17 protein-coding genes, 1 tRNA gene, 1 pseudogene and 1 riboswitch are annotated in these 19,751 nt (G+C 66.4%); of the genes and pseudogenes, 9 read left to right on the top strand and 10 right to left on the bottom strand.

Going from position 1 to position 19,751, the window contains the following annotated elements; all coding sequences use genetic code 11:
* Positions 1–198 precede the first annotated feature (198 nt).
* Both xth and KW836_RS12140 read left to right on the top strand, forming a co-directional pair.
* The gene (gene xth / locus KW836_RS12145; protein WP_175124165.1) at positions 199–981 is read left to right on the top strand and encodes an exodeoxyribonuclease III; all 783 of its coding nucleotides are present in this window, start codon (positions 199–201) and stop codon (positions 979–981) included.
* Positions 982–1,051: 70 nt separating this feature from the next.
* A tRNA-Ala gene (locus KW836_RS12140) sits at positions 1,052–1,127 on the top strand.
* Between the two features lie 149 nt (positions 1,128–1,276).
* Here the strand turns inward: KW836_RS12140 and KW836_RS12135 are convergent.
* From KW836_RS12135 to KW836_RS12130, 3 genes and pseudogenes are all read right to left on the bottom strand, one after another.
* Positions 1,277–1,831: a serine/threonine protein phosphatase gene (locus tag KW836_RS12135; RefSeq protein WP_255595936.1), complete on the bottom strand. Its 555-nt coding sequence runs from the start codon at positions 1,829–1,831 to the stop codon at positions 1,277–1,279.
* A 7-nt stretch (positions 1,832–1,838) separates the two neighbouring features.
* Positions 1,839–1,976: pseudogene (locus KW836_RS27895) on the bottom strand (hypothetical protein); the annotation flags it as partial.
* A gap of 103 nt (positions 1,977–2,079) precedes the next feature.
* A complete protein-coding gene (locus KW836_RS12130) occupies positions 2,080–3,531 on the bottom strand; it encodes a sodium:solute symporter family protein (RefSeq protein ID WP_218343468.1) in 1,452 nt (483 codons plus the stop codon).
* A gap of 101 nt (positions 3,532–3,632) precedes the next feature.
* A riboswitch (TPP riboswitch) is annotated at positions 3,633–3,739 on the bottom strand.
* Between the two features lie 252 nt (positions 3,740–3,991).
* Between KW836_RS12130 and KW836_RS12125 the strand changes: the two genes are divergently transcribed.
* Positions 3,992–5,278, top strand: a complete 1,287-nt coding sequence (locus KW836_RS12125) for an LLM class flavin-dependent oxidoreductase (protein ID WP_218343467.1) — start codon at positions 3,992–3,994, stop codon at positions 5,276–5,278.
* A 32-nt stretch (positions 5,279–5,310) separates the two neighbouring features.
* On the opposite strand, the gene KW836_RS12120 is transcribed toward KW836_RS12125, so the two are convergent.
* Positions 5,311–5,493, bottom strand: coding sequence for a hypothetical protein (locus KW836_RS12120; protein WP_218343466.1), 183 nt, complete (start codon positions 5,491–5,493; stop codon positions 5,311–5,313).
* A 305-nt stretch (positions 5,494–5,798) separates the two neighbouring features.
* Positions 5,799–6,482 carry a MarC family NAAT transporter gene (locus KW836_RS12115; RefSeq protein WP_279975433.1) on the bottom strand — a complete coding sequence of 228 codons (684 nt, stop codon included), beginning with the start codon at positions 6,480–6,482 and terminating at the stop codon, positions 5,799–5,801.
* Between the two features lie 264 nt (positions 6,483–6,746).
* Between KW836_RS12115 and hutG the strand changes: the two genes are divergently transcribed.
* Positions 6,747–7,550, top strand: a complete 804-nt coding sequence (hutG, locus tag KW836_RS12110; protein ID WP_218343465.1) for an N-formylglutamate deformylase — start codon at positions 6,747–6,749, stop codon at positions 7,548–7,550.
* A gap of 32 nt (positions 7,551–7,582) precedes the next feature.
* On the top strand, positions 7,583–8,596 hold the full coding sequence (locus KW836_RS12105) for a LysR family transcriptional regulator (protein WP_218343464.1): 1,014 nt from the start codon (positions 7,583–7,585) through the stop codon (positions 8,594–8,596).
* 90 nt (positions 8,597–8,686) lie between these two features.
* Here KW836_RS12105 and KW836_RS12100 read toward each other — a convergent pair whose 3' ends face one another.
* From KW836_RS12100 to KW836_RS12085, 4 genes are all read right to left on the bottom strand, one after another.
* Positions 8,687–9,619: an electron transfer flavoprotein subunit alpha/FixB family protein gene (locus tag KW836_RS12100; protein WP_218343463.1), complete on the bottom strand. Its 933-nt coding sequence runs from the start codon at positions 9,617–9,619 to the stop codon at positions 8,687–8,689.
* A complete protein-coding gene (locus KW836_RS12095; RefSeq protein ID WP_218343462.1) occupies positions 9,619–10,368 on the bottom strand; it encodes an electron transfer flavoprotein subunit beta/FixA family protein in 750 nt (249 codons plus the stop codon). The genes KW836_RS12100 and KW836_RS12095 overlap by 1 nt, the downstream gene beginning before the upstream one ends.
* 67 nt (positions 10,369–10,435) lie before the next feature.
* The gene (locus tag KW836_RS12090; protein WP_218343461.1) at positions 10,436–11,032 is read right to left on the bottom strand and encodes a HutD family protein; all 597 of its coding nucleotides are present in this window, start codon (positions 11,030–11,032) and stop codon (positions 10,436–10,438) included.
* A complete protein-coding gene (locus KW836_RS12085; RefSeq protein WP_218343460.1) occupies positions 11,016–12,203 on the bottom strand; it encodes an FAD-binding oxidoreductase in 1,188 nt (395 codons plus the stop codon). The genes KW836_RS12090 and KW836_RS12085 overlap by 17 nt, the downstream gene beginning before the upstream one ends.
* A gap of 203 nt (positions 12,204–12,406) precedes the next feature.
* Here KW836_RS12085 and KW836_RS12080 point away from each other — a divergent pair, with 203 nt between their 5' ends.
* From KW836_RS12080 to KW836_RS12070, 3 genes are read left to right on the top strand one after another with little or no spacing between them, the layout of a single operon-like run.
* A complete protein-coding gene (locus tag KW836_RS12080) occupies positions 12,407–13,405 on the top strand; it encodes an ABC transporter substrate-binding protein (protein WP_218343459.1) in 999 nt (332 codons plus the stop codon).
* An 18-nt stretch (positions 13,406–13,423) separates the two neighbouring features.
* A complete protein-coding gene (locus KW836_RS12075; protein ID WP_175124152.1) occupies positions 13,424–14,194 on the top strand; it encodes an ABC transporter permease in 771 nt (256 codons plus the stop codon).
* Complete coding sequence (locus KW836_RS12070) at positions 14,182–14,970, top strand: ABC transporter ATP-binding protein (protein WP_191577345.1); 789 nt, start codon at positions 14,182–14,184, stop codon at positions 14,968–14,970. The genes KW836_RS12075 and KW836_RS12070 overlap by 13 nt, the downstream gene beginning before the upstream one ends.
* Here the strand turns inward: KW836_RS12070 and KW836_RS12065 are convergent.
* A complete protein-coding gene (locus KW836_RS12065) occupies positions 14,967–16,004 on the bottom strand; it encodes a LysR substrate-binding domain-containing protein (protein ID WP_255595415.1) in 1,038 nt (345 codons plus the stop codon). The genes KW836_RS12070 and KW836_RS12065 overlap by 4 nt on opposite strands.
* 93 nt (positions 16,005–16,097) lie before the next feature.
* Between KW836_RS12065 and cydC the strand changes: the two genes are divergently transcribed.
* Entirely contained in the window at positions 16,098–19,706 is a 3,609-nt protein-coding gene (gene cydC, locus KW836_RS12060; RefSeq protein ID WP_218343458.1) for a thiol reductant ABC exporter subunit CydC, read from the top strand.
* The last annotated feature ends 45 nt before the right edge of the window (positions 19,707–19,751 follow it).

Here is a 19,751-nt window from a genome sequence, read left to right as displayed (position 1 = left end):
TCAGACACCCAATATGCGCAGGCCGGGCAAAAAAACACGTCATGGCGGCGCGGTATCATTCCGCATCTGCATGGGGCGGCCTCGCCCCCCCGAATTGCTCTCGTTTCAACGACACCATCGAAGCCGGATTTGAAGCCATCGGCCCGTCACGCCGACGCGATGCCCCGAGAGCCGCGTAAACAAACATCTGAACAAAACATGAAACTCGCAACTTGGAACGTCAACTCCCTGAATGTGCGCCTGCAACAGGTCCTCGACTGGCTCGCCGCCAATCCCGTCGACGTGCTGTGCATCCAGGAGCTCAAGCTCACCGACGACAAGTTCCCCGAGGCAGCCTTCAAGGAAGCCGGCTACCACGCTGTGTGGGCCGGCCAGAAAACCTATAACGGCGTCGCCATCATTTCCCGCGTGCCCGGCACGACGATGGTGCGCAACATCCCCGGCTACGAAGACCCGCAGCAGCGCGTCCTGGCCCTGACCTTCCCCAGCCCCGAAGGCGACGTGCGCGTCGTGTGCGCCTATTGCCCCAATGGCCAGTCGGTCGGGTCCGACAAGTACGCGTACAAGCTGGAATGGTTTGAAGCCATGCGCAAATGGCTGGCTGAAGAGATCAAGCAATTCCCCCGCCTGGCCGTGCTGGGCGACTACAACGTCGCGCCCGCCGACGAAGACGTGCACAACCCCGAAAAGTGGGAAGGCCAGGTCCTGGTGTCCGAACCGGAACGCCAGGCCTTGCGCTCGCTGATCGACGTGGGCCTGACCGACTCGTTCCGCCTGTTCGAGCAGCCGGAAAAGTCGTTCACGTGGTGGGACTACCGCCAATTCGCGTTCCGCCGCAACGCCGGCCTGCGCATCGACCACGTGCTGCTGTCCGCCCCCCTGGTCAAGCGCTGCACCGCCTGCGTGATCGACAAGGAACCCCGCCGCAACGAGCAACCGTCGGACCACGCGCCGGTCATCGCCACGCTCGCATTTGTCTGAAAAATATCGGCGCCGGCGCGTGTTGCGCAGCCGGGGGGAATTCCTGTATATTTCTGGTCTTGCTTGATTTGGGGCGGTAGCTCAGCTGGGAGAGCGTCGCGTTCGCAATGCGAAGGTCGGGAGTTCGATCCTCCTCCGCTCCACCAAATTCCAGACGGAAAAGCCTTGGGACACTTTTGTGTGCCAAGGCTTTTTTGTTTCTGCAGGCTGGATGTCTACGGCCCGTAGGTGGAACCTACAGCCCGCCTATGGAACGGCAATATTTGTACGGCAAGCGCGACGGCGCTAGGCCGTTTCACCGGCAAGGCTTCAACGTGTGCAGATCCAGCAGCGTGAACCGCCCCCCGTCCTGCCAACCTCCCGTGTCGATGTAATACACATTGCCCAACTGCGCCGGCTTGCGCAGCGTCATGTGCCCGTGGACCACCGCACGGACGTTTCGGACAGGTTTGGCATATTGCATTCGATAGCGGTCGATGGACCACAGGCACGCGTCTTCATCGTCCAGACTGAAGCCGGCGCCATGAATGGCTTGCCAATCGTCATAGGGAAAGTCGGCATGCACCAGACCGACGACACCGCCCGGCGTTTCCACCTCGATGGCCAACGGCAAGGCATTCAGGCATGTAGCGATGCGGACCTGGGTGTCGCCATCGCAGGCGTCCAGCCATTCGCCGCCATGGAGGCGATGATCCACGTCGGGAATGGGGTTGTTCATGGCGCGCCGCCACGTCATGAGGTCGTGATTCCCGCAGATCGCGTGAAACCAGGGGCGCTCCAGCCAAGCCAGCACCTCGTGCGGACTCTGGCCCGCGATCGACGAGATCGCCGACGGCGAACAAGCGGTCATGCTCGGGGGAAAACCGGGCTGCGGCAAGCGCGGCTTCAAGCCGGCCGAAATGGCCGTGTATGTCGCCAACGGCGAGATCGCGGCCTTTGGTGTTTAGACCAAAGCGCTCTACACGCAGATTTCCGGACCTTTGAGCTGCTTCCACCCGACGTCCCCCGAATCATCCTTATAAGTTGAGGGCTGTCCGAAATTTGTAGGCAAATTTCGGACAATATGCGAGTTTACGCGGCTCTGCCTGCCCCCCCCCCTCAAACCGTCTCCTTATCCAACCGCCGCACCGCCGCGCTCAGCGTCGAGAAATCAAACTCCTCCCGTCCGCGCATCACCAGCCGGATCAGCACCGTCGTCACCACCGGCACAAACGCCGCCAGCAGGAACGATTCCAGCAGGAAAGTCGGCTTGTCCCCCGGCGCGGGGAAGAAGAACAGGCCGGCGATCAGCCCCGTGATGGTGGCCGCGGTCGCCGTGAATCCATCGTGCTTGCGGCTGAAAAGCCCGTAAAACACCGGGAAGGCGGCGGCCGAGCACAGCAGGTCGGCCAGCAGGAACAGGTACAGCACGCTGTAGCCTTGCGACGCCACGATCATCACGGGGATCGCCATCAGTAGCACCAGCCACCGCGCCAGGCGTTTCATGGTGGCGCCGCCGGCGTTGGGCATCAGGCGGCGCAGGTCGACCGCGATGATGCTGGACACCGCGCTGATGGCGGTGTCGGCGGTGCTCATGACCAGGGACAGGCCCAGCGGAATCAGGGCGATGACGAACCACGCCGGGGCGTGCGGCATGATGACGCTGAACAGTGCGATCGAGCTGTCGCCTTCGGGCGCCAAACCGACGAACGCCAGGCCGAAAAGGCCCATCAAAAAGATGAACGGCGCCACCAGCACGCCGCCCAGCAGAAAGCCGTTGCGCATCGTGCGGGTGTCGCGGGCGGCGTAGATGCGTTGCCAATTGCCCTGGTGGAAGATGCCGGTCAGCAAAATGGCGACAAAGAAGGTCAGCCCCGCCTTCACGCCCACCGGGTCGGTCAGGTCCAGCAGTTGCGGCGCCTTGGCCTGGAGGGCTTCGATGGTGGGCAATGCGCCACCGGCCGCCTGCCAGCCGACGACGCACAGCACGACCAGCAGCGGCACGATGATCATCATCTGCACCTGATCGGTGAAGATGGACGAGCGCAGGCCGCCGTAGGTGGTGTAGAGCAAGGTCGTCCCCATCACGATGGCGGCGGTGGCCCACAGCGGCACGGGCGCCAGCATCGCGACCAGCTTGGCAATGGCGGTAACCTCGGCCGACAGCGCGATGAACAGGTAGAACAGCATGATGAAAAGCGCCAGGCCGTACATGGGCCGGCCGTAGCGCGCCATCAGGAATTCGGTCAGCGTGTGACCGTGCGGGATCAGTTCGCGCATGCGCCGGCCCAGCGGAATCATGACCAGGCGCGGCGACATCGACCCGAGCGCGTAGCCGATCACGGCGGCCAGCCCGCCCCAGGTTGCGGCCTGCGCCGGCGAAAAGAGAATCCATGCGCCCAGCGTGGACGCCATCAGCGTCAGGATCGTGCCAAACGACCCCTGGCTGTTGCGCGCGACGATGTAGTCTTCCAGGGTGCCGCGCTTGCGCCGGGTGTACAGCACGCTGGCCACGGCGAAGCCGCCCGAGAACAGCAGCAGCCATACCAGGGCAGTGGTTTGGGTCAACATGAAGGTCGGTCCTCCCGCGGGCGGCCTGAGGCCGGACGCGTAACGCGGCGGCCCGCCGTCAGGGAGGCCGCAAGATGAATGGAATCAGGGAGGGCGCGCGAGAGACTTGCGGAGTCCTTCCCTTCGCCGGCATTACCCGGATCAGGTTCAAAGGGTTACCGCATAGACGCGGAATCTCAGCCCATACAGGGCTCCCCCAGGAATTGCCGCAAGGTTAGGAGAGCGGCGCGGCGATGTCAACGCGCGGCGTGAGAAACGTTGCGCCGGGTATGCCGGGCAGGCGCCGCGGCCGCGCAAGCCCCGCCGACCGCAACGGCGCCCGCCCGCCGTTTTATGCTAAGTTCGCCCGCTTGCGGCACCCGCGGGCGTGCCGGACGCGGCAATCAATGACGCAATCAATGACGCAATTGATGACGCAACTGATGAAGCAACTGATGAAGCAATCGACGAGCTGATCGCCATGATGCACCTGAACCTGTTCATTTTCGGCTGCGGCCACCATCGCGCGGCCTGGCGCCACCCGGACTCGGCGGCCGAGCGGCTGGGCGACATCAGCTACTACGAAAGCCTGGCCCGCACGGCCGAGCGCGGCAAGCTCGACGCCATTTTCTTTGCCGACGGCCAGTCGATGGACAACATCGGCGACGGGCCGCGCTGGTATCTCGAACCGCTCACCACGATGGCCGCGATCGCCCGCGCCACCACCCGCATCGGCCTGATCAGCACGGTGTCCAGCACGTTCTTCACGCCCTTTCATGCGGCGCGCATGGTGGCCTCGCTGGATCACATTTCGGGCGGTCGCATGGGCTGGAACGTGGTGACCTCGATGTTCGACGCCGAGGCGCGCAATCACGGTTACGAAGCCATGCCCGGCCACGACTGGCGCTACGCGCGCGCCGAGGAATTTGTCGACGTTGCGCTGAGGCTGTTCGACTCGTGGGACGACGACGCGCTGGTCATCGACCGCAACGGCCACTTCGGCGTGCCGGACCGCCTGCACAAGATAGATCACCACGGCGAACACTTTCTGGTGGACGGCCCGCTTACCGTGCCGCGACCGCCGCAGGGGCATCCGGTGCTGTTCCAGGCGGGCGCCTCGGATCAGGGCCGCGATCTGGCGGCGCGCCGCGCGGAAGCCATCTATGCCGTGGCTTACGACTTGCCCGCCGCGCAGTCCTATTACCGCGACATCAAGCAACGTGTCCGGGCAGCTGGCCGCGACGCGTTCGTGCCCATCATGCCGGGCCTCGTGACCTATGTCGGCTCGACCGAAGCCGAGGCCCGCGCCAAGCGGCGCGAATTGGACGAACTCCTGCCCGCGGACGCCTCATTGCGCCAACTTGGGACGTTCGTCCTGCAGGATTGTTCGGGCTGGGAACTGGACGCGCCCGTGCCGCCCCTGCCCCCGCTGTCCGAGTTCACCGGCCCCAAAGGCCGTTACGGCACCATCCTGCGCATCATCGAAACCGAGCAGCCCACCGTGCGCCAGTTGCTTGGCCGGCTGGCCGCGGGCGGCGGGCACTGCACGATGGTGGGCACGCCGGAGCAGATCGCGGACCGGATGGAACATTGGTTCAGGAACGAAGGCGCCGACGGCTTCAACCTGATGCCCCCGTCACTGCCGGGCGGCATCGACGACTTTGTGGAGCAGGTGGTGCCGGTGCTGCAACAGCGCGGACTGTTCCGTAAGGACTACGAACACGCCACGCTGCGCGGGCATCTGGGCCTAAAACGACCGGGCCGCTGAGAGGGCAGACGCCGGACCGAAACGCGTGGCGATCAGCTTGTCTGGGTCAATGGTCCGCGTTCGGTTTCGGGGACACGCCGCCGGGCAGCCGGCTGCGGCCGGCGCGCGCGGGTGGCGATCCAGTCGTAAAGGCGAACGCCTGGCTCGCGCATCAAGGCGGTGACTACGCCGCTGACCACCAGCCCCAACACGATCAAGGGTAGCCAGGCCATCATGACGCACGCTTGCAGATTGCGGCGGCCGTTCCGCAAGAGCTTGATCGGCACTTCGGCGCGCCAACCGCGATGGATTCGCGGGCTACCGCGCACTGCCTGATCTTGTCTTCAATGATGTTGCACATACAAAAACTGCCGTCGCGGGCAAGCATGACTGCCCACGGCGAAAAATCAAAAATGTAATGTAGCGTAGATTATGTTTCTACAAGCTTCACGAAACGGGGTGAAATCAAAATCCGCGTGACTTTATGGACTGCCCGGCGCAGCGCAGGCATGCACGGACGGACCGCCTGACGCTATGCCCGCTACACGTTGGGAAACTTCTCCACGATCTCCAACACGCCGTTGATGACGAACTGCACGCCCATGCAGACCAGCAGGAATCCCATCACGCGTGAGATCGCCTCGACACCGCTCTTGCCGATGACGGCGACGATGCGGCCCGCGAAATGCAGGCAGACCCAGAACAAGAGCCCCAGCAGCGCAAACACGATGACCGGGGCCACGCCCACCACCCAGCGCGCATAGTCCGGTGCAATGGCCGAATCGACCGACGATGCGCCGCTGATGATCATGGCGATCGTGCCGGGTCCCGCCGTGCCGGGCAGGGCGAGGGGCACGAATGCGATGTTGGGGCTCTGGCGCTCCTGCGCGTCGGCCGCGGCCTCGGCTTCCAGGGCGCGCGGCTGGTCCGACGGAAACAGCATGCTGAAGCCGATGCTGACCACGATCAGTCCGCCCGCAATGCGCAGGCCGGGGATGGAAATGCCGAAGGTGTGCATCAGCAGCGCGCCGGCGTAGTAGGTCACCAGCATGATCCCGACCACGTAGAACGCCGCCTGGGTCACCTGCTTCTGCCGTTCCTTGAACGGTATCTGCTGGCCAAGCGACAGCAGCAGCGTCATGGACGTCAGCGGATTGGCCAGCGGCAGCATCAGCGCCAGACCCAGGCTGACGAGCTTGCCCAGTTGAATCAGTTCATCAATCATGTCCGCTCGCTAGAGTGTGCGCGCCGTCTACTCTACCTCACGCGGCCCAGCAACTCGGTCCACGGGCCGCGGCTGACCAGCGCGACCCAGAACGCGGCTCACCGTGACCACGCCGCGGCCATCGCCATGAGCATCGGCGCGGCTAATCATCAGCATCCATTAAACTGATGCAATTCCCGCAGCGGGCCGTGCTGCCTAGCATACAAGCGCCCGTTGCCTGCGGCTCTGCCGCGGCGCATTGCCATTGCCACCCGGAGTTTCCTCTTGACCGACCTCTTTCAATTCAGCCGCGGCACCGCCCCGCTGCTGATCTCCATTCCCCACCTCGGCAGCCAGATTCCCGACGCGCAGCGTCCGCACATGACGGACGTCGCCCTGCAATCCGGCGACACCGACTGGCATCTGGACACCCTGTATCAGTTCGCCCAGGCGTTGGGCGCGTCCGTGCTGGGCGCGCGCTATTCCCGTTACGTGGTCGACCTGAACCGCCCGCCCAACGACGAAAGCCTGTATCCCGGGCAGACCAAGACCGGCCTGTGCCCCACCCAGGCCTTTCGCGGCGATGCGCTTTACCAGAACGATGCTGTGCTGACCGACGCGGAACGCGCCCAGCGCCTGGAGGCGTACTGGAAGCCGTATCACGCCAAGCTGCAAGAAGAGATTGACCGCATCAAGGCCGAGCACGGCACGGTGCTGCTGTGGGAAGCGCACTCGATCGCCAGCGTGCTGCCGCGCCTTTTCGAGGGCAAGCTGCCCGACCTGAACATCGGCACGTCCGACGGCGCCTCCTGCGCGCCCGACATCCTGGCCGCCGTGCAAGAGCAGTTGAACGGCTGCAAGGATTACACCTGGGCCGTCAATGGCCGTTTCAAGGGCGGCTACATCACGCGCCACTACGGTTCGCCGGCTGACAACGTGCACGCCATCCAGCTCGAGATGTGCCAGTCCACCTACATGGACGAAACATACCCGTACGGCTATCGCCCCGATCTGGCCGACAAGGTCATTCCGGTGGTCGAAGGCATGGTGACTGCCGCGCTGCGCCAGACCACCGCGCGCCAGCGCTAAGCTCTGTTGAATCGCCGCCGGACGCCCACGCCATGAACCGCTTTTCGTTCACCAGCACGGAAAACTATCCGGAATGGAGCCTGCTGCTGACGTGGGTGGCGGTGGTGGAAGCGGCGTCGGTCTCGGGCGCGGCGCGGCTGTTGGGTTTTTCGCAGGCGGCCGTGTCGCAGCGGATCAAGCAGCTTGAAGCCGCCATGTCGACCGAACTGCTGGACCGCAGCACCCGCCCTGCCCGGCCCACGCCGGCTGGCGAACTGCTGTTCGAACACGCCGCGCGGCTGCTGGCGCAGGCCGGCGACATGACGGAAAGCGTGCGCAACCTTAGCCGGGCCAAGCGCAACATCGTGCGCTTCGGCTGCGTGGACTCGTTTGCCGGCACGCTGGGACCGACCCTGATCCACGGCCTGTCCGGCGCGTCGCGCCAGATCCGGCTGTGGTCGGGCATCACGCCCGTGCTGGACAAGCAGCTGGAAGACCGGCAGCTCGACCTCGTCGTCACCACCAGCGCATCGGCAGGCAAGCCCACCATCCGCAAGTACAGTCTGTTCAGCGAACCCTACGTGCTGATCGTGCCGCGCTCGATGAGCATGGACAGGATCGACACACTGAAGGAGCTGGGCCAGCGCGCCCAGTTCATCCGCTACAGCGCACGTTCGTTCATCGGCGCCGAGATCGACCGGCTGGTCGAGTCGCACGGCGTGATGATCGAGCGCACCTACGAATTCGACAATACCGATCCGCTGCTCAGCCTGGTCACGGCCGGGCTGGGCTTTGGCATCAGCACGCCGCTGTGCATCTGGCAGTCGCGCCATTTTTTGGACCAGTTGCGCGTGCTGCCGCTGGCGCCCTTCCTGGGCGCGGCGCGGGCCGACGATCCCGCCCTGTCGCGCACGCTGTATCTGGCCGCGCGCCAGCAGGAGGTGGGCAAGCTGCCCGCCGAGGCGCGCGACGTGATCCTGATGGCGATGGAGCGCCTGATCCAGAAGGAACTGGCCCCGGCGCTGGGGCTGCCGCCGGCCACGCTGTGGCGCAGCCTGCGGCGTTGACCTAAAGCCCGCGGCGCCCCGAACGCGGGGTTCGGCAGCGAAGGGCTGCCTGCGGCGTTGGCGCGTTCTGCGGCGCCAACGCCGCTTCCTTCACGGCAGCGAGGACGTCAGCGCCGGCACGGCTTCGAACAGGTCGCCCACCAGCCCGTAATCCGCCACGCCGAAGATCGGCGCGTCGCCGTCCTTGTTGATGGCGACGATGACCTTGGAATCCTTCATGCCCGCCAGATGCTGGATCGCGCCCGAAATCCCGACGGCCACGTACAGGTCCGGCGCGACGATCTTGCCGGTCTGGCCGACCTGCCAGTCGTTCGGCGCATAACCCGCGTCGACGGCCGCGCGCGACGCGCCCAGCGCCGCGCCCAGTTTTTCGGCCAGGGGATCCAGCAGCTTGAAGTTCTCGGCGCTACCCAGGCCGCGTCCGCCCGACACCACGGCGCGCGCGCCGCCCAGGTCGGGGCGTTCTGACACCGCGATCTCGCGGCTGATGAATCGTGACAAGCCCGCCGCCGTCACGGCCTCGACCGCCTCCACCGTGGCGCTGCCGCCGTCGCCAGACACCGGATCAAATGCCGTGGGACGGATCGTGGCCACGACCACCGGATAACCGCTCTTGACCGTCGCGATCGCGTTGCCGGCGTAGATCGGACGCTTGAACGTATCGGGCGCCAGCACTTCGATGACGTCCGACACCTGCGCCACATCGAGCAACGCGGCAATGCGCGGCGCCACGCTCTTGCCCTGCGCCGTCGCGGCCAGGAAGACGTGCGAGTAGCCGGCGGCCGCCGCCACGGCCTGCGCGGCCACGGCTTCCGGCAGGCCATCGGCAAGCTGCGGCGCCTGCGCCAGCAGCACCTTTGCCACCCCGGCGACCCGTGCAGCCGCCTCGGCCACCGGCTGCGCGCCATCGCCCGCGACCAGTACGTGGACCGGCATGTCCAGCCTGCCCGCGGCAGAAATGGCGTTGAGCGTGGCGCCATTCAGCGCCCGATTATCGTGTTCGGCAATAACAAGGACAGTCATCAGATCACCTTGGCTTCGTTCTTCAGTTTGTCGACCAGCGCGGCCACGTCGGCAACCTTGATGCCGGGTGCGCGCGCCGCCGGCTCTTCGACGCGCAGCGTCTGCAGGCGGGACACCGGGTCCACGCCCAGCGCTTCCGGCGTTTCCACATCCAGCGGCTTCTTCTTGGCCTTCATGATGTTGGGCAACGTGACATAGCGCGGCTCGTTCAGGCGCAGGTCTGCCGTCACAATGGCAGGCAGCGTCAGTTCCACCACTTCCAGGCCGCCGTCCACCTCGCGCGTCACGCGCGCCGCGCCGTCGCCGATGGCGATGGCGCTGGCATTGGTGGCCTGCGGCCAGCCCAGCAGGGCCGCCAGCATCTGGCCGGTCTGGCACGCGTCGTCATCGATGGCCTGCTTGCCCAGGATCACCAGCGCGGGCGCTTCCTTGACCACGACGGCGCGCAGCAGCTTGGCGACTTCCAGCGGCTGCAAGGCGGCATCCGTCTGCACCAGCACGCCGCGGTCGGCGCCGATGGCCAGCGCGGTGCGCAACGTCTCCTGCGACTGCGCCGTGCCGCACGACACGGCCACGACTTCAGCCGCCGCGCCCTGCTCTTTCAGGCGCACAGCCGCCTCGACGGCGATTTCATCGAACGGGTTCATCGACATCTTCACGTTGCCGATGTCCACGCCGCTCTGGTCGGCCTTGACGCGCACGTTGACGTTGTAGTCAACCACGCGCTTGACCGCGGCAAGTACCTTCATGGAAACACTCCTGAGTGAAAGGAATCAACGGACGCCCCGGGTTGTGACTGGGACGGCTGTAGTTTGGTCAGTCCGGGAAGCTTTTCTGGACCGTGATGTCCAGGATCACGGTGAAGTCGGTTTGCGTGGCTAGGGCGCCGGGGGTGGCGACGCCCGGCGTATCGACGCCCGGCATTTCCACGCCGCGCGTCATCTCGTATGCCCCCGCCGTCACCCGCACCCGCGTAACCTCGAGTCCGTCCGAGCCGGCCGGCAACGCGCCGACCTCGCAGCAACCGGACGCCGACCCCGAACAGGTCACCGACGCCATCGCACCGCCTCGCAAGACAAAGAGATTCAGCACCTGCACCGGTCCGTCCACCAACGTGGATTGCAGCAACGCATCGCCGCCAAACACCGCCGGTTCACGCAGCCGCAACGGCACGGCCACACCCTCGCCTTGCAGCATCACGCCCTCTCCCGCCAGCACGACCGACACGCGGTCATAGCCGGGAAAGCGTGAATACGGACCGTCGCGTTCGATATCGGCGATGCTGACGCGCCAGCGCCCGGCCGGATCAGCTGCCAGCGTGCGCGTGACACCCCCGCCGTTCTTCCACGGCTCGGGCGGCAGCGCCAACCAGCTGGCTTGCACCGGACCGCGCGGATCAGGAGACTGCGCCAAGGCCGTACTTCCCGGTCAACAGCGCGCCGCGCTGAAAGCGCCCCAACTCGTAGGGCGTGAGCGACACGTCGGTCGCCAGACCCAGCGCTTCTTGGGCCAGCACGCGACCCACGGTGGGCGACAGCTTGAAGCCGTGGCCCGAAAACCCAAAGCCCACGATCAGCCCTTGAATGCCCGGCACGCGGCCCAGCACGGGGTTCCAGTCGGGCGTCACGTCGTAGACGCCGGTCCACGACGACGCCAGCCCGGCGGTCTCATAGGCGGGGAAGCGGTCCGCCACCTGCGCGCCCACCTCGGCCACGTAGTCCAACGGAATATCGCCCTGCTCGGCGTCGCTCTTTTGCAGCGCCTCGCCGACGACGCCTTCGCTGACCAGCATCTGGTTGCCGCCGTAGCTGCGGCAATACAGCATGCCGGGCGAGGCCAGGTCCTTGAAGACCGGCATCGAATACGTATAGGGCGCCGCCTCGCATTCCAGCGCCAGCACGGCATGCCGCTCCGGCACGACGGGCATGGCAACACCGGTCCAGCCGGCAAGTTCCGGCGTCCAGATGTTCTGCGTGCTGATGACGAGCGGCGCGCTGTAGTCGCCTTCGGAGGTCACCACGCCCGTCACGCGGCCGTTGTCGATGATCAGGCGCTGGACGTTGACGTTCTCGCGGATGGTGACGCCACGGCGGCGCGCGCCGCGGGCAAAGCTGGTGGCCACCAGATACGCGTCCGCAAAGCCCGCCTCGGGCTCATAGCCGATCAGCGCGGCGTTGTCGAAGGACGCAATGGGCAGCAGCTCGCGCGCCTGCGCGGCATTCAGCAATTCCAGCGCGATGCCCTGCGCGTGCTGCTGCGCCAGCGCGCCGCGCAGCGGTTCCAGCTTGTCGTCGTCGGCGGCGGTGATCAGGTAGCCGCACTTGACCAGGCCGCACGAGGCCTCTTCGTCGCCCAGATAGCTGGCGAAATTGTTGAACACGCTCCACGAACGCTGGGCCAGCTCCACGTTCTCGCGCACGGAATAGTGCGTGCGCAGGATGCCGGACGACTGCGACGTGGTGCCCGCGCCGATGGTCTCGCGGTCCAGCACCAGCACGTTCTTCGCGCCGAGTTCGGCCAGGTGAAACGCCACCGAACTGCCGATCACGCCGGCACCAATCACGATCACGTCAAAACTTTTCACGACAAGGCTCCAAGGACAAGTGCGGCGAGTGTGGACCCGCCGTTTCGGAGCTGCAGAAATTTAAGCGCCGCTGATGTTGACCATCGCCGCTCCTTATATTCATGCCGCCGCCAGGCGCTCGGGCGAAAGTCTCGTCTGCCGCACCCCAGAGTGCCGGCGACATGGAATCTATCGGTCAATCTACATTCAAGTAGGGGAAAAATATGAACATGAATCGCCGCGCCATGCTGGTGCGCACCGCTGCACTTGCGGGCGCAAGCGCCCTGGGCTTTCCGATGATCGGCCGCGCCGCCGGCGCGTCCTACACCTATGGCGGCTCGGCCTGGCTGGGCCATTACTCCGCCTACATCGCGATGAAGACGGGGCTGTTCGCCAAGCAGGGTCTGGACATCAAGTGGCAGAGCTTTGCCACGTCGTCGGACCGCATGAGCGCGGTGATGGCGGGCAATGTGGACCTGGCGGGCACGGGCGTGGTGTCGTCGCTGGCGCTGATGGCCGCGGGCGCGCGCCAGTTCCAGGTCATCGCCACCCCCAACAACTTCGGCCGTGCCGAAGGCGTGCTCGTGCGCGACAACGTCAAATCCGTTGCCGAGCTGAAGGGCAAGAAGATCGGCGTCACGTACGCCTCCAGCGCCCACGTGCTGCTGCTGGACGTTCTGCGCCAGGCCGGCCTGAATCCCGATCGCGATGTCTCGATCATCAATTTGCCCGCGACCAACCTGCTGTCTGCCTACCAGGGCAACCAGATCGACGCGGCCGTGGCCTGGACGCCGGCGTTTGACCGCATCAAGGCCGTGCCGGGCACGCACGTGCTGCTGGACGACACCGCGTTCTCGCTCTACAAGCAATACGCCATCACGCCCGGACCCGACGTACTGCTGACGCACGCCAAGGTGGGCAAGGAAAATCCGGACGCCGTGCGCAAGTTCCTGCAGGCGGTGTTCCAGGCCAACGCCATGCTGACGAACCAGCCCGAGGAAGCGGCCGGCGTGCTGCTGGAGCTGACCGGGCTGTCCAAGGACGAGCAGCTGGCCGTCATCAAGCAGACGCAGTGGTATTCGGCTGAAGACCAAAAGGCGCTGATGATCGAGCCCGGCAACTTCGTGAACGGCATGCAGCAACTGGCCGAGATGCTGGTGTCGCTCAAGCAGATCGACCGCGCGCCCACCGTCAAGGACTGGGTCCAGTCCTCGTACCTCTAAACCCAGGACAGTCTGCCTATGTCCACACGTTCGTCATCCCGCGAAACGCGCCTGCTCTGGGTCAGCGTGTTTTCGCTGCTGGGTTTTCTGCTGATGTGGGAAGGCCTGTGCCGTGCCGGCGCGGTCGACCCCATCTTCCTGCCCGCGCCGTCCCAGGTCCTGGCGCGCGCGCTTTCCATGTCCGACCAGGGCACGCTGTTCTACAACGTGCTGGCCTCCACGCGCCGCGTCATGGTGGGCTTTCTGGCTGCTGTGATCGTGGCGATTCCGCTGGGCATCCTGCTGGGCACGTCCAAGGTGGCGCGCGCTGTCTTCGACCCCATCATCTCGTTCCTGCGCCCACTGCCGTCCATGAGCTGGATTCCGCTGTCGCTGCTGTGGTTCGGGATCACCGAAACGCAGAAGTACAGCATCGTGTTCATGGGGTCCTTCGTGCCCGCGTTGCTGTACGTGATGGAGGCCTCGCGCAGCATCGACCCCGTGCTGGTGCGCGCCGCGCGCAACCTGGGCGCTAACCGCTGGCAGGTCATGCGCGAGGTGCTGTTTCCGGGCTGTCTGCCGCAGATCCTGTCGGGCATGAAGATCATCCTGGGCCTGTCCTGGACCTGCGTGATCTCGGCCGAACTGGTGGCGTCCAAGGAAGGCCTGGGCTTCATGATCATGAACGGCAAGGAATTCTTCCAGACCGACACCGTGGTGCTGGGCATGGTGCTGATCAGTTTCACCGTGCTGGTGACCGATCTGTGTTTGCGGCTTCTTGAACGATGGGTGCTGGCATGGCAGCGATGAACGACACGATGATCCGGCTGACGGACGTCTCCAAGGCCTACGGCGAAGTGCCGGTGCTGGACAAGGTCAACCTGGAGGTCAAGCGCGGAGAATTCCTGGTGCTGCTGGGCGCCTCCGGCTGCGGCAAATCGACACTGCTGAACCTGATGGCGGGCTTCATCACGCCCAACACCGGGTCGGTGGAGATCAACGGCAAAAAGGTCACCGACGTGACCGCCGCCTGCGGCATGGTGTTCCAGCAGTACGCGCTGTTTCCGTGGCGCACGGTGCAGGAGAACGTGGAGTTCGGCCTGAAGATGCGCGGCATGTCGCGCCAGGAGCGCGCGCCGATCGCCCGCAAGTTCATCGAGATGGTGGGCCTGAAGCACGCGGCGGACAAGTACCCGCACGCGCTGTCGGGCGGGATGAAGCAGCGCGTGTCGATTGCGCGCGTGCTGGCCAACGACCCGGACGTGATGCTGTTCGACGAGCCGTTCGCGGCGCTTGATGCGATGACCCGGCAGGTGCTGCAGGACCAATTGCTGTCGATCTACGAGCAGAGCGGCAAGACCATCGTCTTCATCACGCACTCCATCGACGAGGCGCTGACCCTGTCGACGCGCATGGCCGTCATGGGTTCCAAGCCCGGCCGCATCGTGCAGGACATCCAGAACGACCTGCCGCATCCGCGCAGCGCGGACGTGCAATTGTCGCCGCGATTCGTGGAACTGAAGCGGGCGATCTGGGAGCGCGTGCAGGAGGAAGTGACGCGCAGCATGGAGTTGACGGCCGATTAACCGCGCTGCGTGCGCGATCCGACTGGACGATCTTGATGCTCGGCGTCAACGTCATGCGGGGCAAGGCTGCCGAATACGCCGTCGGGGCTTTGCCACGCGCCTGTGCTGCGGCCTTCCTCGGCCAGAAACTCCACCAGCGCGGGCAATGACGGATCCATCGGCCGGTTGGCGTGGATGCGCATGACATAGCCCCACGAGCCCGGCATGCGCAGATGCGGCATCAGCGGCACCAGCCGGCCGCTCGCCAGGTCTTCGTCGATCAGCGGCGCGCGGCCTAGCGCGATGCCCACCCCGGCGGCCGCGGCGGCCACCACGGTGCTCAAGCCGCTCAGCACCATCGGATCCTGCCAGTCATCCGGCGCGATCCCCAGCCGGGGTCCCCACGTGCGCCAATCGGTCTCGGGGCTGTCGATGTGCTTTTCTTCCAGCCAGCGGTGGCGCAGGAACACGCGCGGGTCATTGCGGTCGGCCTCGGGCACCAGCGCCGGACTGCATACCGGCACCACGGTCTCGGTCATGAGCGGAATGTCGCCCGGCGCCGCAATGTGCGGCCCCATCGCCCGAACGTGCAGGAAGGCCAGGTCGATGTCCTGGGTTTTCCAGGCCGGGTCCTGGCTGGCGTGCAGATACACCTGGATATCGATGTCCGGATGCAATTCAATGAAGCGGCCGATGCGCGGCGCCAGCCACAGCGCGGCCAGCGACGGGTTGGCGGACACGTTCAGGGTGTAGCGCCGCTTGCCGCGGGCGCTAGCCCGGACATTGCGGCAGGCGGTCTCCAATAGGGTCAAGGCCTGTTGTACGGAAGCCAGCAGCGCAGCACCCGCCTCGGTGGTTTCGGCGCGCCGCACGGTGCCGCCCCGGCGCAGCAGCGAGGTTCCCAGGTCGGCTTCCAGCGCCCGCAACTGATGGCTGACGGCGCTTTTCGTGACGTTGAGCTCGGCAGCGGCGCGGCTCAGGCTCCCTAGACGGGCCACGGCTTCGAAGGCGCGCAACGCGGCCAGCGGCGGCGTGCGGGTAGAGGAATCGGACATCGGTTGAGTTTATCTCAACCCTTGATTGAAAATTCATCGCTTTCGCGCGCGCGCCGGATCGGGGACGATGCAGGCTCTGGATGGAGTAATGCTATGTATTTCGATTCGAGGCTGTGGCGTCTGACCGAGGGTCTGCGTGCCGGCATGGCGGGCGGCATCTTTCTGGGCCTGTTGGCGCTGGCGGCCGGGATTGCGCGGTACGTGTTCCTGGGGCAGTTGCTCGCACGCGTTTTCGACGGGGCGCCGTGGCAGGAATGGGCAATGCCGGCGCTATGCGTGGCGGCCATGGTGCTGCTGCGGGCGTTGCTGGACGACTGGCGCACGGTGCAGGCCAACCGCACATCCGCTGCCATCCAGCACACGCTGCGCGCGAAGCTGTATGACCGCATCGTCGCGTTGGGACCGGCATGGTTCGCCAACCAGCGCACGGGCGGCGTCATGCTGACCGTGGTGGACGGCGTCGAACAGTTGCAGACCTTCTTCGGACAGTATCTGCCGCAGGTCGCCATCGCGGCGGCCGCACCCTTTGCCATCTTTGCCGTCATTGCGTTCTGGGACGTGCCGACCGCCCTCGTCTTCCTGGCCGCCGCCCTCTTCGCATTGTTCGGGCCGATGGCGGTGCACATGCTGGACCGCCGTGCCAGCCTGGCGCGCAGCCGGTCGCTCAACGAATTCGGTGAAGAGTTCCTGGACGCGGTCCAGGGCCTGCCCACGCTCAAGTCGTATGGCCAGGGCAAGGCGTGGGGCGAACGGCTTGCCGCCCGCGCGCGCAGTCTGTCCGACAACACATTCTGGGTGCTGTCCGTCAGCCTGCTGACGCGCGGCATCAGCGACCTGGGCGTGGCGCTGGGCGCCGCGCTGGCGCTGACGCTGGGCGCCTGGCGCGTGACCACCGGCGACATGAGCGTCGAGGCGCTCTTGATCGTGCTGATGGCCGGCACCGAGATTTTCCGCCCGCTGCGCGATCTGCGCGCGGTGCTGCACCGGGGCATGCTGGGCCAGTCGGCTGCCGCCAGCATTCACGCGCTGATGGACGCACAGCCACTGACGCCAGCCCCCGACGCGCGCGCCGCGCAAGCGGGCCCTGCGCGCCTGGCGCCGACCATCGAGTTCGACGACGTCGCCTTTTCGTACACGCCCGAACGCGCCGCCCACCGGGGCCTGGCGTTCCGCATTGCGGCGGGCGAACGGGTCGGCGTGGTCGGCCCCAGCGGCGCGGGCAAATCCACCATCGTGCGGCTGCTGCTGCGCGAATGCGTGCCGCAATCCGGCGCGGTCCGCGTGGGCGGGCACGACGTCAACGCGCTGGACACGCAGTTCCTCTTGTCACACATCGCGCTGGTCAGCCAGGACATCACCCTGTTTCACGGCACCATCGACGACAACCTGCGTCTGGGCCGCCCCGACGCAACGCTTGATGAGGTGCGCGCCGCCGCCCGTGCCGCCAACATCGACGACTTCATCATGGCGCTGCCGGACGGCTACGCCACGCGCATTGGCGAGCGCGGCCTGCAATTGTCGGGCGGCCAGCGCCAGCGCGTGGCGATCGCCCGCGCCCTGCTGCGCGACGCGCCCATCCTGATCCTGGACGAGGCGCTTTCGTCGGTCGACACCGAGAACGAGGCGCTGATCCAGCAGGCGCTGGACCGCCTCATGTCCGGCCGCACGACGCTGATCCTGGCGCACCGGCTGGCCAGCGTGATCGGCGCGGACCGCATCCTGGTGCTGGACCAGGGCCGCGTGGCCGAAGCCGGACCGCATGCCGACCTGATGCGCGAGAAAGGGCTGTACTACCGCCTGATGCACGAACAGGCGGCCGCGCACCGCAACCCGGCCGCAGGCGTATTGCCCTCGGCGCAGCAGGCGGCGGGCAATCCCGCCGCTGAGCCCGACGACGGCAACGCGCCCGGTCCGGCCCTGCGGTCGCTGGACGCGGATGCCGATCACGTCGGCTGGCGCGCCACACTGGGCACCCTGCTGTCGGTGGTGCGCCCATGGCGCGGCACGCTCATCGCGACCATCCTTCTGGGCGTGGCGCGTGTCGCCGCCTTCATCGGCGTGGGCGTGTTCAGCGCCCTGATCGTGGCCGCCATCCGCGACGGCGGCGATACCACCGCGCTGATCGTCGGCCTGCTGATCGCCGCGCCGCTGGCCGCCCTGTTCCATTGGCTGGAATCGTGGCTGGCGCATGCGATGGCTTATCAGCTTCTGGCCGACATGCGCGTCAAGCTCTACGACAAGCTGGAACGGCTGGCGCCCGCATACCTGCTGCAACGCCGCTCGGGCGATCTGGTCGCGCTGGCCACACAGGACGTGGAGATGGTCGAGTATTTCTACGCGCACACCATCGCGCCGGCCATCGTGTCCGTGCTGGTGCCGTTGTCCGTGCTGGGTTTCCTGGGGTTCTACAGTTGGCCGGTGGCGCTGGCGCTGCTGCCGTTCCTGGCCTATGCGCTGGTCTCTCCCGTGCGCGGCCGGCGCCGCGTCGATGCGTTGGGCGACAAGGCGCGCGAGGCGCTGGGTGAAATGAGCGCTCACACCACCGACACCATCCAGGGCCTGGCCGACCTGACCGCCTTCCAGGCGACGGGCCGGCGCCGCGATCAGTTCTTGAAGGTCGCCGATCACTATCGGGCGCGGCGCTTGGCCATCCTGCGCGACCTGTCCCGCCAGACGGCCTGGTTTGAAATCGCGATGGGCTTGGGCGGACTTGCGGTGGCTGTCGTGGGCGCGCTGCAGATGCAGGCCGGTACGCTGGCGGCCGGCATGCTGCCGCTGCTGGTGCTGATCGCGCTGGCGACGTTCCTGCCGGTGTCCGAGATCTCGCAGGTCAGCCGGCAACTGGCCGACACCATCGCCGCCACGCGCCGCCTGCACGTGGTGGCCAACGAACCCGAACCGGTCGTGGATGGCCCCCTGCCCGCGCCGGTGGCGCCGCATGGCCTGTCGCTCGCGTTCGAGCGCGTCAGCTTCGCCTACCCCGGCAAGCGCCAGGACACGCTGCGGCAGCTTAGCTTCACCGCGCCCGCCGGCGCCACGGTGGCGATCGTCGGCGCCTCGGGCGCGGGCAAGAGCACGGTGGCGAGCCTGTTGCTGCGCTTCTGGGATCCCCGCGAAGGCGCAGTCAAGCTGGACGGCGTGGACGTGCGCCAACTCCAGCTCGACGGCCTGCGCGAGCGCGTGGCGCTGGTCACGCAGGACACCTATCTGTTCAACGACACGCTCGAAGGCAACATCCGGCTGGCGCGTCCCGAGGCCAGCCGCGAAGATCTGATGCGTGCGCTGGAACAGGCGGCGCTGGCCGACTTCGTGCAGCGTCTGCCCGAGGGGCTGGCGACGCGCGTCGGCGAACGCGGCATGCAGTTGTCGGGCGGTCAGCGGCAGCGCATCTCGATTGCGCGCGCCTTCTTGAAGAACGCACCAGTGCTGATTCTGGACGAAGCCACGTCGCATCTGGACACGCTGTCGGAAATGCAGGTCCGCGGCGCGCTCGACGTGCTGATGCGCCACCGCACGACGCTGGTGATTGCGCATCGCCTGTCCACCATTCGCGACGCCGACCTGATCCTGGTGCTGGACCGCGGCACGCTGGCCGAGTCCGGCACGCACGACCAACTGCTGCGCAAGCAAGGCGTGTATGCGCGGCTGGCAAGCCATCAGGGCGGGTATACCGCTGCGGGCGCGGCGTCGCTGCCCGGTTAGCGCGGCGGTTGCGCCGCTCGTTGTGCCCGCTGATCCGCTGCGATC

This window comes from Achromobacter sp. ACM05, assembly GCF_019218915.1.
In the GTDB taxonomy this organism is placed as follows: domain Bacteria; phylum Pseudomonadota; class Gammaproteobacteria; order Burkholderiales; family Burkholderiaceae_B; genus Achromobacter; species Achromobacter animicus.
Note: the sequence above shows the minus strand (reverse complement) of the source record. Positions and strands in the feature narration are given on the sequence as shown.

Bases quoted from the DNA above. Each gene is read 5' to 3' on its own strand.
- xth (WP_175124165.1), top strand. From the start codon at position 199: ATGAAACTCGCAACTTGGAACGTCAACTCCCTGAATGTGCGCCTGCAA.
- KW836_RS12135 (WP_255595936.1), bottom strand. From the start codon at position 1,831: ATGACCGCTTGTTCGCCGTCGGCGATCTCGTCGATCGCGGGCCAGAGT.
- KW836_RS12130 (WP_218343468.1), bottom strand. From the start codon at position 3,531: ATGTTGACCCAAACCACTGCCCTGGTATGGCTGCTGCTGTTCTCGGGC.
- KW836_RS12125 (WP_218343467.1), top strand. From the start codon at position 3,992: ATGATGCACCTGAACCTGTTCATTTTCGGCTGCGGCCACCATCGCGCG.
- KW836_RS12120 (WP_218343466.1), bottom strand. From the start codon at position 5,493: ATGATGGCCTGGCTACCCTTGATCGTGTTGGGGCTGGTGGTCAGCGGC.
- KW836_RS12115 (WP_279975433.1), bottom strand. From the start codon at position 6,482: ATGATTGATGAACTGATTCAACTGGGCAAGCTCGTCAGCCTGGGTCTG.
- KW836_RS12105 (WP_218343464.1), top strand. From the start codon at position 7,583: ATGAACCGCTTTTCGTTCACCAGCACGGAAAACTATCCGGAATGGAGC.
- KW836_RS12100 (WP_218343463.1), bottom strand. From the start codon at position 9,619: ATGACTGTCCTTGTTATTGCCGAACACGATAATCGGGCGCTGAATGGC.
- KW836_RS12095 (WP_218343462.1), bottom strand. From the start codon at position 10,368: ATGAAGGTACTTGCCGCGGTCAAGCGCGTGGTTGACTACAACGTCAAC.
- KW836_RS12080 (WP_218343459.1), top strand. From the start codon at position 12,407: ATGAACATGAATCGCCGCGCCATGCTGGTGCGCACCGCTGCACTTGCG.
- KW836_RS12075 (WP_175124152.1), top strand. From the start codon at position 13,424: ATGTCCACACGTTCGTCATCCCGCGAAACGCGCCTGCTCTGGGTCAGC.
- KW836_RS12070 (WP_191577345.1), top strand. From the start codon at position 14,182: ATGGCAGCGATGAACGACACGATGATCCGGCTGACGGACGTCTCCAAG.
- KW836_RS12065 (WP_255595415.1), bottom strand. From the start codon at position 16,004: ATGTCCGATTCCTCTACCCGCACGCCGCCGCTGGCCGCGTTGCGCGCC.
- cydC (WP_218343458.1), top strand. From the start codon at position 16,098: ATGTATTTCGATTCGAGGCTGTGGCGTCTGACCGAGGGTCTGCGTGCC.